The 14849-nt window shown below is 73.4% G+C and carries 2 protein-coding genes; both read left to right on the top strand.

All coding sequences use genetic code 11. The annotated features are described in order from the left end of the window. Positions 1-9522 (top strand): type I polyketide synthase (locus ACIP64_RS37645; RefSeq protein WP_401596289.1); only part of this gene is annotated, 9522 nt, incomplete at its 5' end. A 92-nt stretch (positions 9523-9614) separates the two neighbouring features. Continuing rightward, a complete protein-coding gene (locus tag ACIP64_RS37640) occupies positions 9615-14627 on the top strand; it encodes a type I polyketide synthase (protein ID WP_401596287.1) in 5013 nt (1670 codons plus the stop codon). Positions 14628-14849 lie beyond the last annotated feature (222 nt).

Genomic DNA, 14849 nt, shown 5'->3' with positions numbered 1-14849 from the left:
GCTGGTGGTGTGACGGTGATGTCGACGCCGGGCACGTTTGTGGAGTTCAGCCGTCAGCGCGGCTTGGCGGAGGACGGTCGGGTCAAGGCGTTCGCGGCGGCTGCGGATGGCACGGGGTGGGGTGAGGGTGTTGGTCTGCTGCTGGTCGAGCGGCTGTCCGACGCCCGGCGCAACGGCCACCCGGTGTTGGCGTTGGTGCGGGGTTCGGCGATCAACCAGGACGGCGCGAGCAATGGTCTGACGGCGCCGAACGGCCCGTCGCAGCAGCGGGTGATTCGCCAGGCCCTCGCGAGTGCCGGCCTGTCGGCGACCGATGTGGACGCGGTCGAGGCGCACGGCACCGGCACGCGTCTGGGTGACCCGATCGAGGCCCAGGCGCTGCTGGCCACCTACGGCCAGAGCAGGCCCGAGGACCGGCCGCTGCTGCTCGGCTCGATCAAGTCGAACATCGGGCACACGCAGGCCGCGGCCGGTGTTGCGGGTGTGATGAAGATGGTGCTGGCGATGCAGCACGGAGTGCTGCCGCAGACCCTCCACGTTGACGAGCCGACCCCGCACGTGGACTGGACGGCCGGTGACATCGCGCTGCTCACCGAGCAGCAGGCGTGGCCGGAGACAGGCCGTCCGCGTCGGGCCGGTATCTCGTCGTTCGGGTTCAGCGGCACCAACGCCCACACCGTCATCGAACAGGCACCGCTGAACGACGACGTGGAGCAGGTCGCTCCGCAGGACGAGGAGAAGCGGTACCTCCCCCTTGCGCTCTCGGCGAAGAGTGACGGTGCCCTGCGTGAGCAGGCCGGGAATCTTCGTGCGCGGTTGGTCGCGGCTCCCGAGGTGCGGCTGTCCGACGTGGGGCGGACGCTGACGACGGGCCGTTCGGCTCTCGAACGGCGTGTGGTGGTGACGGCGCAGGGCCGTGACGATGTGCTGGCCGCGCTTGAGGCGCTGGCCGAGGGAACCCCCGTGCCCGGCACCGTGACCGGATCCCCGCTCGCGGGCAAACTCGCCTTCCTGTTCACGGGCCAGGGCAGCCAGCGCCTGGAGATGGGCCGGGAGCTCTACGGCATCTACCCGGCATTCGCCGAAGCCCTGGATGCGGTCAGCGCTCACCTCGACACCCAGCTCGAACGTCCCCTGCAGACGGTTCTGTTCGGGGATGACGCGGAGGCGCTGGACCGGACGGAGTTCACCCAGCCGGCGCTGTTCGCCGTCGAGGTGGCACTGTTCCGGCTGGTCGAGTCGTGGGGCGTGAAGCCCGACTTCCTGTCCGGCCACTCCATCGGTGAGATCGCCGCTGCCCATGTGGCCGGGGTGCTGTCTCTCGAGGACGCCTGCACGCTGGTGGCGGCGCGGGGTCGGTTGATGCAGGCGCTGCCCGGCGGCGGCGTGATGATCGCGGTGCAGGCGTCGGAGGACGAGGTCCTGCCGCTGCTCACCGACCGGGTGAGCATCGCCGCCGTCAACGGTCCGCAGGCGGTGGTGATCGCGGGTGATGAAGACGCCGCCACGGCGATCGTGGAGTCCTTCGGTGACCGGAAGTCGAAGCGACTGACGGTCAGTCACGCCTTCCACTCCCCGCACATGGACGGCATGCTCGACGCCTTCCGCGAGGTGGTGTCCGGGCTGTCCTTCGAGGCGCCGCGCATCCCCGTGGTCTCCAACCTGACCGGCGCCGTCGTCACCGACGAGCTGACGTCGGCGGACTTCTGGGCGCGGCACGTCCGCGAGGCTGTCCGCTTCCTGGACGGCGTCCGGGCCCTGGAGGCCGCCGGCGTCACGACCTACCTGGAGCTCGGCCCGGACGGCGTCCTGTCCGCGATGGCGCAGGAGTGCCTGACGGGCGAGGCGGCGACCTTCGCCCCGGTGCTGCGCAAGGGCCGCCCCGAGGGGGAGACCGCTGTCACGGCGCTCGCGCAGGCGTACGTCCGAGGCGTGGAAGTGGACTGGACCGGATTCTTCACCGGGACCGGCGGACGGCTTGTCGATCTGCCGACATACGCCTTCCAGCGGAAGCGGTACTGGCCGGACGCGGCACTGACCGGCAACGTTCCCGCCGGCGGGACCGTGGACACCATCGATGCCCGGTTCTGGGACGCCGTCGAGCGCGAGGATCTGACCTCGCTGCTGGCGGAGTTGGATGTCGCCGGCGATGCCTCGCTGGTCGAGGCGCTTCCGGCGTTGTCGGCGTGGCGTCGTCAGGGCCGGGAGCGGTCGGAGGTGGACGGCTGGCGCTACCGGGTGGTGTGGAAGCCGCTGGCCGAGGCCTCTGCTGCGCGCCAGTCCGGGGCGTGGCTGGTGGTCGTGCCGACCGGGGGCGCGGACGACGAAGCGGTCGTGGGCGCGCTGGCGGGGCGTGGCGCCGAGGTTCACCGGGTCGAGGTCGAGCCGGGCACGGACCGCGGCACGCTGGCGGGTCTGGTCGCCGGTGAGTACGCCGGTGTGGTCTCGCTGCTGGGACTCGTCGACACGGTGAGCCTGATCCAGGCGCTGGGCGATGCCGGGGTGCACGCCAGGTTGTGGTGCCTGACCCGTGGAGCCGTTTCCGTCGGCCGGTCGGACAGGTTGACCTCGCCGGAGCGGGCTCAGCTGTGGGGACTGGGCCGGGTCGCCGCCCTGGAGGTACCGGAGCGCTGGGGCGGTCTGATCGACCTGCCCGAGGTACTGGACGAACGCGCGCTGTCGCGCGTGGTCGGTGTCCTGGCCGGCTCCGGCGAGGACCAGGTGGCCGTTCGCTCCTCCGGAGTGTTCGGGCGACGGCTGGTCCGCGCGGCACTGCCGGAGGGCACGGCGTCGTGGTCGCCGTCGGGCACGGTGCTGGTGACCGGTGGCACGGGGGCGCTCGGACGTCATATCGCGCGGTGGCTGGCGGGTGCGGGCGCGGAGCGGCTGGTGCTGACCAGCCGGCGCGGCATGGAGGCGCCCGGTGCCGCGGAACTCGTTGCCGAGCTGGGCGTCGACGTCTCCGTCGTCGCCTGTGACGCCTCCGACCGCGAAGCGCTGCGCGGCGTGCTCGCCGAGCACGCAGGCTCGCTGACCGCGGTCGTCCACACCGCCGGCGTCCTGGACGACGGCGTCCTCGACTCGCTCACCCCGGACCGTGTCGACACCGTCCTGCGGGCCAAGGCCACGTCGGCGCGCAACCTGCACGAGCTGACGACCGAACTCGGCATCACCCTCGACGCCTTCGTCCTCTTCTCCTCGACGAGCGGCACGATCGGTGCCGCCGGCCAGGGCAACTACGCGGCCGCGAACGCCTACCTCGACGCCCTCGCCGAGCAGCGCCGCGCCGACGGCCTGGCCGCGACATCAATCGCCTGGGGTCCCTGGGCCCAGGGCGGCATGGCCGCCGACGAGGCGATGGCCGCCCGCATGCACCGCGGCGGCATACCGCCGATGGACGCGGCGCTTGCCGTCTCGGCCCTGCGGCGCGCGCTGGAGGCGGGGGACGCCGCCGTCGCCATCGCGGACATCGACTGGGGGCGCTTCGCCCCCGGGTTCACCTCCGTCCGTGACAGCAAGCTCCTCGCCGAACTGCCCGAGGCCCAGCGGGCCCTCGCTCCGCGTGCGGGCGAGGCCGGCGACGGCCGGGGCGACGGGGACGCGGCACACGGTTCCGACTCGCTCGCGGAACGGCTCGGGAAGCTGAACGAGCCGGAGCGGGAGCGGGCGCTGCTCGACCTCGTGCGCGGGGAGGTGGCGGCGGTCCTCGGTCACGCCGGAACGGAGACCGTCGGCGCGGAGCGGGCGTTCAAGGAACTCGGCTTCGACTCGCTGACCGCCGTCGAGCTGCGCAACCACCTGGCTGCGGCGACCGGGATGCGGCTGCCGGCGACCCTGGTCTACGACTACCCGACGTCGGCGGCCCTCGCCGACTACCTGCGAGGGGAGTTGTTCGGCACGCAGCCCGCGGTGCCGGGCCCCGTCGTCGCCGCCGTACCGGTGGACGACGATCCCATCGCGATCGTCGCGATGAGCTGCCGCTTCCCGGGCGACGTACGGACCCCGGAGGACCTCTGGCACCTGCTGGCGACCGGAACGGACGCGGTCGGGGAGTTCCCGGCGGACCGCGGCTGGGACGCGGAGGCGCTGTTCGGCTCGCAGACGGCCGGCGAGGAGGTGCCGCCGTACGCCCAGGAGGGCGGATTCCTCTACGACGTGGCGGACTTCGATCCCGGCTTCTTCGGGATCTCCCCGCGCGAGGCCGTCGCCATGGACCCGCAGCAGCGGCTGCTGCTGGAGACGTCGTGGGAGGCGTTCGAGCGGGCCGGTATCGACCCGGCCTCGCTGCGCGGCAGCCAGGCGGGCGTCTTCGTCGGCACGAACGGCCAGGACTACCTCTCCCTCGTGCTCAACTCCGCCGATCGTGACGGGGGTTTCCTCGGCACCGGCAACTCCGCGAGCGTGGTGTCGGGCCGTATTTCGTACGTCTTCGGCCTGGAGGGGCCGGCCGTGACGGTCGACACGGCGTGCTCCGCGTCCCTGGTGGCGCTGCACCTCGCGGCGCAGGCGCTGCGCAACGGCGAGTGCTCGCTCGCCCTGGCCGGTGGCGTGACAGTCATGTCGACGCCCGGCGCCTTCGTGGAGTTCAGCCGCCAGCGCGGCCTGGCGGCGGACGGCCGGGTCAAGGCCTTCGCCGCTGCCGCCGACGGCACGGGCTGGGCCGAGGGCGTCGGCATGCTGCTGGTCGAGCGCCTGTCCGACGCGCGGCGGAACGGCCACCCGGTGCTCGCCCTCGTCCGGGGCTCGGCGGTCAACCAGGACGGCGCCAGCAACGGCCTGACGGCGCCGAACGGCCCGTCGCAGCAGCGCGTGATCAGGCAGGCACTGGCGAGCGCGGGTCTTGCGGCCACCGATGTGGACGTCGTCGAGGCGCACGGCACCGGCACCCGTCTGGGTGACCCGATCGAGGCCCAGGCCCTGCTGGCCACCTATGGGCAGGGCCGCTCGCCGGAGCAGCCGCTGCTGCTCGGCTCGATCAAGTCCAACATGGGCCACACGCAGGCCGCGGCCGGTGTCGCCGGTGTGATGAAGATGGTGCTGGCGATGCAGCACGGCGTGCTGCCGCAGACGCTGCACGTGGACGCGCCGACCCCGCATGTCGACTGGTCGGCCGGCGAGATCGCCCTGCTGACCGAGCAGCGGGAGTGGCCGGACACCGGTCGCCCCCGTCGCGCCGGCATCTCGTCCTTCGGGGTGAGCGGCACCAACGCGCACACCATCGTGGAACAGGCCCCGCCCGCCCCGCAGGTCGCTGACGCGGAGCCCGATCGGACGGACGTGGAGGGCGCCGCGACGCCCTCGGTGTGGGTGCTGTCCGGCAGGACCGAGGCCGCCCTGCGCGACCAGGCGGAACGCCTGCGCGACCATCTCGCCGCCCACGGGGAGCCGCGTCCGCTCGACGTCGCCTTCGCGCTGGCGACCGGGCGGGCGGCGCTGGACCACCGCGCCGCGATCGTCGCCGATCACCGCGAGGCGTTCGCCGACGGACTCGCCGCCGTGGCGGCGGGGGACTCCGCCGCACAGGTGGTCCGGGGCGTGGCGGACACGGAACAACGGGTCGCGTTCCTGTTCACGGGGCAGGGCAGCCAGCGTCTCGGGATGGGCCGCGAGCTGTACGACACGTACCCCGTGTTCGCCGAGGCACTGGACGCGGTGTGTGCGCACCTGGACCGTCATCTCGAAGTGCCGCTCAAGGACGTGCTGTTCGGGGACGACGCCGATGTCGTGAACCGCACGGAGTTCGCGCAGCCGGCGCTCTTCGCGGTAGAGGTGGCGCTGTTCCGCCTCGTCGAGTCGTGGGGTGTGCGACCGGACTACCTCTCCGGTCACTCCATCGGTGAGGTCGCTGCCGCGCATGTGGCGGGGGTGTTGTCGCTGGGCGATGCGTGCGCGCTGGTCGCGGCTCGTGGGCGGTTGATGCAGGCGCTGCCGGGCGGCGGGGTGATGATCGCGCTGGAGGCGTCGGAGGACGAGGTTCTGCCGCTGCTGGGTGAGCGGGTGAGTATCGCGGCGGTCAACGGTCCGCGGTCGGTGGTTGTCGCGGGTGACGAGGATGCCGCGGTCGGCATTGCGGCGTCGTTCGAGGGGCGGAAGTCCAAGCGGCTGACGGTCAGTCATGCCTTCCACTCGCCGCACATGGACGGGATGCTGGCGGACTTCCGGAAGGTCGCCGAGGGGCTGTCCTACGCCACGCCCCGCATCCCGTTGGTTTCGAACCTGACCGGCTCCCTGGTCACGGACGAGGTGACGTCGCCGGACTTCTGGGTGCGGCACGTGCGTGAGGCGGTTCGCTTCCTGGACGGCGTCCGCGCGCTGGAGGCCGCAGGCGTCACCACGTACGTCGAACTCGGCCCGGACGGCGTGCTCTCGGCCATGGCCCAGGACTGTGTGACCGGGGAAGGCGCCGCCTTCGTTCCCGTCCTGCGCAAGGGCCGCCCCGAGGCCGAGACGGCCGTGACCGCCCTCGCCCAGGCCCACACCCGAGGCATCGGAGTCGACTGGGCGCGGTTCTTCGCCGGGACCGGCGCCCGCCGCCACGTCGACCTGCCCACCTACGCCTTCCAGCGCGAGCGCTACTGGGCGGAGTACCTGCCCGAGTACGAGGACGTGGCGTCGGTCGGCATCGGCACCGCCGGACACCCGCTGCTCGGGGCCGCGGTCGAGCTGCCGGGCTCGGACGGCTTCGTCTTCACCGGGCGCCTGTCCACCCGGACGCACCCCTGGCTCGCCGACCACGTCGTTGCCGACACGGTCGTCCTTCCGGGCGCGGCCTTCGTCGAACTGGCCCTGCGCGCCGGTGAGGAAGCCGGGTGCGGCGGCCTGGACGAGCTGACGGTCGAAGCGCCGCTCGTGCTCCCCGAGAAGGGTGCGGTGCAACTCCGCGTCACCGTGGGCGGGCCCGACGAACAGGGGCTCCGCCCCGTGCAGGTGCACAGCAGGCCCGACGCAGTGGTGGGCCCGGACGGACTCGCGGAAGGGGAGTGGACCCGGCACGCCGACGGTCTGCTCTCCGCCGACAGCGTGGACCAGTTGGCTGCCGACGTCGCGAACGACGAGACGGCGGGGCAGTGGCCGCCCGCCGGTGCCGAGTCGGTCGCCCTGGACGCGGTCCGCGACCGGCTGGTGGCCGCCGAGCTCTACCACGGCCCCGCCTTCCGCACGCTGACCCAGGTGTGGGTGCGCGGCGAGGAGGTCTTCGCCGAGGCCGGGCTGCCGCAGGAGCAGCAGGCGGCGGCCGGGCGGTACGCGCTGCACCCGGCGCTGCTCGACGCCGCCTCGCAGGCGCTGGCCGCCGGCCCCGCCGGCACGGGCCGGACGGCCGTCGCCTGGCGCGGTCTGCGCCTGCATGCCGTGGGCGCGGCCGCCGTGCGGCTCCACGTCGCGCCGGCCGGTGAGGACACCGTCTCCGTCGTCGTGGCCGACAGCACAGGCGGGCGGATCGCCTCCGTCGAGGCGCTGGTGACCGGGCAGCCCGACACCACCCGCTTCGCACCGGCACCCGCGGGGGCCCGCGAGTCGCTGTTCCGGCTCGACTGGACCCCCGTGCGGACGGCCGGAGCCCGAGCAGCCGCTGCCGCCCCCTTCGCGGTCGTCGGGGACTCCGCAGGCGCGCTGGAGCAGGCGGGCGTCGGCAGGGAGACGTACGCCGACCTCGCGGCGCTCGACGCGGCCGTCGCGGCGGGCGGGACGATGCCGGGCACGGTGCTCGTGCCGTTGACCGGGACGCTGACCGGGACGACCGGCGCGCGGGCCGGCATCGACACGGCCGACGGAGTCGCACGCCTCGCGGGCGAGGTGCGCGACACGGCGCACCAGGCCCTGGCCCTGGTGCAGGACTGGCTGGGCAACGGCAGGTTCGCCGGGGCGCGGCTCGTCGTCGTGACCCGCGGCGCGGTGGCCGTAGGCGCCGAAGAGGCCGAGGATCTGGCACAGGCGCCGGTGTGGGGCCTGGTGCGTACGGCGCAGACGGAGAACCCGGAGCGCTTCGTGCTCGTCGACGTCGACGGGACCGACGCCTCCTGCCGTGTGCTGCCGGACGCCATCGCCTCCACGGAGCCCGAACTCGCCGTACGCGGCGGGGCGGTGTTCGCGTCCCGCCTGGTCAGGACCGAGGTGACGGAGACCGGCGCTCGCTCCTTCGACCCCGAGGGCACCGTCCTGATCACCGGCGCCGGGGGCGGCCTGGCCGGGCTCGTCGCCCGGCATGTCGTGGAGGCGCACGGGGTGCGGCGGCTGCTGCTGGTGAGCCGGCGCGGCGCCGGGGCGGAGCACGCGGCGGAACTCACCGCGCAACTGCGGGCGTCGGGTGCGGAGGTGACGTGGGCGGCGTGCGACGTGGCCGACCGTGACGCGCTCGCCACCGTGCTCGCGGGGGTTCCCGCCGAGCATCCGCTCACCGCGGTTGTGCACACCGCGGGCGTCCTGGACGACGGGATCGTGGACCTGCTCATCCCGGAGCGGATGGACCGGGTGCTGCGGCCCAAGGCCGAGGCGGCCCTCCACCTGCACGAGCTGACCCGGGACCTCGACCTGTCGGCGTTCGTCCTCTTCTCCGCCGCGGCGGGCACGCTCGGCGGCGCCGGGCAGGCCAACTACGCCGCCGCGAACGTCTTCCTCGACGCGCTCGCGCGGCGCCGCAGCCGCGACGGACTCCCCGCGCTGTCCCTGGCCTGGGGCATGTGGGCCGAGGAGCGCGGCATGGCGGGCCGGCTGACCGAGGCGGAGCGGGGCAGGGTCGCCCGCGGCGGCATCGTGCCGCTGTCGGCGGAGGAGGGCCTGGCGCTCCTCGACGCGGCACTCTCCGCAGGGGAGCCCGTGCTCGTACCGGTCGGGATCGACCTGCCGACGCTGCGGGCGAGGGCCGCGGACGGCGCGCTCCTGCCGATGTTCCGGGGCCTGGTGCGCACCACCGCGCGCAGGACGGTGCAGGGCAGCACGGGGAACGCGGCGGCCACGGCCGCGGACGGGACCGCGGACGAGCGCACGCTGACCGAGCGCCTCACCGGGCTCCCGGCGGCGGAGCGGGAGCGGACCGTCCTGGACCTGGTGCGCGGCCAGGTGGCCGCCGTACTCGGGTACCGGTCGGCCGAAGTCGTCGGCGACGGGCAGGCGTTCAAGGAGCTCGGCTTCGACTCGCTGACGGCGGTGGAGCTGCGCAACCGCCTGAGCGCCGCGAGCGGCCTGCGGCTGCCGGCCACCTTGGTCTACGACTACCCCAACCCCGCCGCACTGGCAGAGCACCTGCTGGACGAGATGGCCCCCGAGCCGGCCGAGCGCGGGCTCTCGGTCCTGGAGGAGATCGGCCGGCTGGAGAGCACCTTCTCCGCGCTGACCCCCGAGGAACTGTCCGAGGCGGCGGCGGACGACGCCGCGCACGCGCGCGTGGCGGTGCGCCTGCAAGCGCTGCTGGCGCAGTGGAACGAGGCCCGCGGGACGGCCGGCGAGTCCGGGGCCGACGAGATCGAAGAGGCCAGCGACGACGAGCTGTTCGCGCTCATCGACAAGAAGTTCGGCAAGGCCTGACCCGACACGTCGCGGACGCACCGCCGCCTCCCGGCGGTGCGTCCGCCCCGACCCCCGAACCTCCGACCCCCGAACCGAGACATCCCGAGCACGTGCGAGAAGACTCCACGGTCTCGACCACGCGAATAGGTGAAGCGCCAGTGGCGAACGAAGCGAAGCTCCGCGAGTACCTCAAGAAGGTCACGACCGATCTCGACGAGGCGTACGGACGCCTGCGGGACATCGAGAGCCAGGCTCACGAGCCCATCGCCGTCACGGCGATGAGCTGCCGCTTCCCGGGCGGCGTACGTTCCCCCGAGGACCTGTGGGACCTGCTCGCCGCCGGCGGCGACGCGCTCACCGCGTTCCCCGCGGACCGGGGCTGGGAGCTCGACGGGCTGTTCTCCGACGACCCCGACGAACCCGGCACGTCGATCACCCGCGAGGGCGGATTCCTCACCGACGCCCCGGTCTTCGACGCCGGGTTCTTCGGGATCTCGCCGCGAGAGGCGCTGGCGATGGACCCGCAGCAGCGGCTGCTGCTGGAGACGGCGTGGGAGGCGTTCGAGCGGGCGGGCATCGACCCGGGCACCCTGCGCGGCAGCCAGGCCGGCGTGTACGTCGGGGTCAACGGATCCGACTACCTGACCCCGCTGCTGGAGGCCGCCCAGGACTACGCCGGTCACCTGGGCACCGGAAACGCCGCCAGTGTGATGTCCGGCCGCATCTCGTACACCCTCGGCCTCGAAGGCCCCGCGGTGACGGTCGACACCGCGTGCTCCGCCTCGCTGGTGGCGCTGCACCTGGCGGTGCAGGCGCTGCGGGCGGGGGAGTGCTCGCTGGCGCTGGCCGGCGGCGTCCACGTGATGTCGACGCCGGGCCTGTTCATCGAGTTCTCGCGGCAGCGCGGCCTCGCTCCGGACGGACGCTGCAAGGCGTTCTCGTCCGCTGCCGACGGCTTCGGACCGGCGGAGGGCGTGGGGCTCCTCCTGCTGGAGCGGCTGTCGGACGCGCGGCGCAACGGCCGCCCGGTGCTGGCGGTGGTGCGGGGTTCGGCGATCAACCAGGACGGCGCGAGCAACGGCCTGACGGCGCCCAACGGTCCCTCGCAGCAGCGGGTGATCCGTGCCGCCCTGGCCAACGCGCGCCTTTCGGCAGGCGACGTGGACGTGGTGGAGGCGCACGGCACGGGCACGGCGCTGGGCGACCCGATCGAGGCCCAGGCGCTGCTGGCCACGTACGGCCAGGACCGGCCGGCGGAGCGGCCCTTGCTCCTGGGCTCCGTGAAGTCGAACATCGGTCACACGCAGGCCGCGGCCGGTGTGGCGGGCGTGATGAAGATGGTGTTGGCGATGCGGCATGGTGTGGTGCCGAAGTCGCTGCACGTGGATGAGCCGTCTCCGCATGTGGATTGGGCGTCGGGTGCGGTGTCGTTGGCTTCGGATGCGGTGGTGTGGCCGGAGTCGGGGCGTGCGCGGCGGGCGGGTGTGTCGTCGTTCGGTTTCAGTGGGACGAACGCCCACGTGATCGTGGAGCAGGCGCCGGAGCCCGAGGCTGAGTCTGAGGCGCCGTCGTCGGCCGTTGGTCCTGCGGTGGTGCCGTGGGTGCTGTCGGGCAAGAGTGCGGTGGCGTTGCGGGGTCAGGCGGAGCGGTTGTCGGGCTGGCTTGCGGGTGAGGCGGGTTCGGCGGCGTCGGTGGTTGAGGTGGGGTGGTCGTTGGCGTCGTCGCGGGCGGCGTTGGAGCACCGCGCGGTGGTGCTGGGCGATCACGTGACCGGGTTGTCGGCGGTGGCGCAGGGTGTGCCGGCGGCGGGTGTGGTGACCGGGCGTGTCGTCGGTGGCAAGACGGTGTTCGTCTTCCCGGGCCAGGGCTCGCAATGGGTCGGCATGGCCGAGGAACTGCTCGATTCGTCGCCGGTGTTCGCTGCCCGGATAGGGGAGTGCGCGCGAGCCCTGGAGCCGTTGACCGGCTGGTCGCTGGTCGATGTGCTGCGCGGTGTCGAGGGCGCTCCGTCGCTGGAGCGCGTGGACGTGGTCCAGCCTGCGCTGTTCGCGGTGATGGTGTCGCTGGCGGAGGTCTGGAAGGCGGCCGGGGTGCGTCCGGCGGCGGTGATCGGGCATTCGCAGGGCGAGATCGCGGCGGCCTGTGTCGCCGGGATCCTCTCGTTGGAGGACGCGGCCCGCGTCGTGGCTCTGCGCAGTCAGGCGATCGGCCGGGTGCTGGCGGGTCTGGGCGGGATGGTGTCGGTGGCACTGCCCGCCGCGCAGGTGCGGGAGCGGATCGCGGCGTGGGGCGAGGAGCGGATCTCGGTTGCTGCGGTGAACGGCCCGTCCTCCGTGGTGGTGTCCGGTGAAGTGCAGGCGCTGGAGGAGTTGCTGGCCTCGTGTGAGGCGGATGGCGTTCGGGCGCGGCGGATCGCGGTGGACTACGCGTCGCACTCCGCTCAGGTCGACCTCCTCGAAGAAGAACTCGGGAAGCTTCTTGCGCCGATCACCCCGGGTGAGGCGCAGGTGCCGTTCCTGTCGACGGTGACCGGCGAGTGGATGACCGGGCCCGAGCTGGACGGCGGTTACTGGTTCCGCAATCTGCGTCAGACCGTTGAGCTGGAGCAGGCCGTTCGGACGCTGCTGGAGCAGGGCTTCGGTGTGTTCGTGGAGTCCAGCCCGCACCCCGTTCTCACCGTCGGGTTGCAGGAGACCGTCGAGGACGCCGGTCGTGACGCCGCCGTTCTGGGTTCGCTGCGTCGCAACGAAGGCGGGCTGGAGCGGTTCTGGCTCTCCCTCGGTGAGGCTTACGTCCACGGCGCGTCCGTGGACTGGCAGGCGGTGTTCGCCGGGACCGGCACACAGCGTGTCGACCTCCCCACCTACGCCTTCCAGCCGCAGCGGTTCTGGCCCGAGATCACCGCGGGCCCCGACGCCGACATGCCGGTGGAGAACGCGATCGACGCCCGTTTCTGGGAGGCCGTCGAACGTGAGGACCTCGAAGCCCTCGCGGGCACCCTCGCTCTCGACACCCCGGAAGCGATCGGTTCGTTGGGCGATGTCCTGCCCGGTCTGTCCTCGTGGCGTCGGCAGAGCCGTGAGCAGTCCACCGTCGACGGCTGGCGCTACCGCGTCACGTGGAAGCCCCTGCCCGAGCCCGCCTCGGCCCACCTCACCGGCACCTGGCTGCTCGCCGTCCCCGACACGCTCACCGGCACGGACGAGGAGTGGGCGGCCGCCGTCGAAAGCATGCTCACCGAGCGCGGGGCGCAGGTGCGCACGGTGCGCGTCGAGCACGGCACGGCCGACCGCGAGCAGCTGACGGCGACCGTGAAGGCCGCACTCGACGGCACCGCGCCCAGTGGCGTCCTGTCCCTCCTCGCTCTCGGCGGCGAAGGCGCGTTCGCGGGTGAACTCGCGTTCGTCCAGGCGCTTGGTGACGCCGAGGTGACCGTGCCCCTGTGGTGCGTGACGCGCGGCGCCGTCGCCGCCGGCCGCGCCGAGCAGGTGACCGATCCCGCGCAGGCACTGATCTGGGGTCTCGGGCGGGTCGCCTCGATGGAGCAGGGCGGCCGCTGGGGCGGCCTTGTCGACCTGCCCGGTACGGACACCGCGGACGACCGTACGCTGACGCGCCTGGCGGCTGTCCTCGGCGGCGACGGCGCGGAGGACCAGGTCGCGCTGAGGGCTTCCGGGATCCTCGGTCGCCGTCTGGTGCGCGCGCGGCTGGCGGAGACCAGCACGGTCCGTGAGTGGCGTCCGCAGGGCACGGTGCTGGTGACCGGCGGTACGGGCGCGCTCGGCGCGCATGTCGCCCGCTGGCTTGCGGCGAACGGCGCCGAGCACCTCGTGCTCACGAGCCGCCGGGGCGTCGACGCCCCCGGTGCCGCCGAGCTGCGTGACGAACTGACCGCGCTCGGCGCCGAAGTGACCGTTGCTGCCTGCGACGTCGCCGACCGGGATGCCCTCGCCGCGCTCCTCGGTGCCGTACCCGCCGATCGTCCCCTGACCGCCGTTGTCCACGCGGCCGCGGCGGTGGACGACGGCGTGATCGAGGCCCTGACCCCCGACCAGGTGGAGGCGGTGCTGCGCGTCAAGGTCGACGCGACCCTGCAACTGCACGAACTGACCCGCGACCTCGACCTGTCCGCCTTCGTGCTCTTCTCCTCCTTCGCCGCCACCTTCGGCGCGCCCGGACAGGGCAACCAGGCGCCGGGCAACGCCTTCCTGGACGCCTTCGCCGAGCACCGCCGGGCGGCCGGCCTGCCGGCCACGTCCGTGGCGTGGGGCCCCTGGGGCAGCGGCGAGGGCGACGGCAGCGCGGTGGGCGACCGCATGCGCCGCCACGGCATCCTGACGATGGCGCCGGAGCGCACGCTGTCCGCCCTCCAGCACGCGCTGGACCGGGACGAGACGACGCTGACCGTCGCCGACATGGACTGGAAGCGCTTCACCCTCGCCTTCACCGCGGACCGTGACCGGCAGCTGCTCGGGGAACTCCCCGAGGCCCGGCGGGTGATCGAGTCCGCCGAGCGCGAGTCCGCCGACGACCTGGCCGGGGGCGTGCCGCTGACCCGGCAGCTCGCCGGTCTCCCGGAGGCCGAGCAGGAGCGCCTGCTGCTCGACCTCGTCCGGACCGCCGTGGCCGCCGTTCTCGGGCACGCGGACCTGTCGGCCGTGGAGGCGAACCGGGCGTTCAAGGAGCTCGGCTTCGACTCGCTCACCTCGGTCGAACTCCGCAACCGCCTCGGGGCCGTGAGCGGGCTCAAGCTGCCCGCCAGCCTGGTCTTCGACCACCCCACCCCGGCCGCCGTCGCCGGTTTCCTGCGCGCCGGGATCGTCCCCGACGCCGCGGCGGGCGGCGCTCCGCTGCTGGAGGAACTGGACAAGCTGGAGGCCGTGCTGCAGCGGGGGACCGGCGACAACGTCGTCCGGGCCCGGGTGACGATGCGGCTCCAGTCGCTGCTGGCCAAGTGGAACGAGAGCGACGAGCCCGAGCCGGCCGCCGCGGCGTTGCCCGCGGGCACGGAGGGCGGCGGCGCGGACCCTGCCGGCACCGCGCTGGACGACGTGGCGCAGCTCCAGGACGCCAGCGACGAGGAGCTGTTCGCGTTCATCAACAAGGGCCTCGGCCGGGCCTGAACCGCGGACCGGGTATTCGGCCGCCGCCCGGCGGCCGAATACCCGAATCCCGGGCCGCCGGTCCCGCCCGGTCCCGCGAATTACCGAACAGATCGCGGGGCATTATTGACGGGGAAGTCTTCGCCGGTCACCATGGTCGACACCCCTTGAATTGCGGCACCGCAGCCATGTCCCGTGCAACCTGCGATCCAGGGGTCCGTAGGGGGCCGTTAGGGGTTGTCC

The organism is Streptomyces sp. NPDC088733, from assembly GCF_044751185.1.
GTDB lineage: Bacteria > Actinomycetota > Actinomycetes > Streptomycetales > Streptomycetaceae > Actinacidiphila.
The sequence above is the reverse complement of the archived record's forward strand: the minus strand, read 5'-3'. Positions and strand labels throughout refer to the sequence as shown.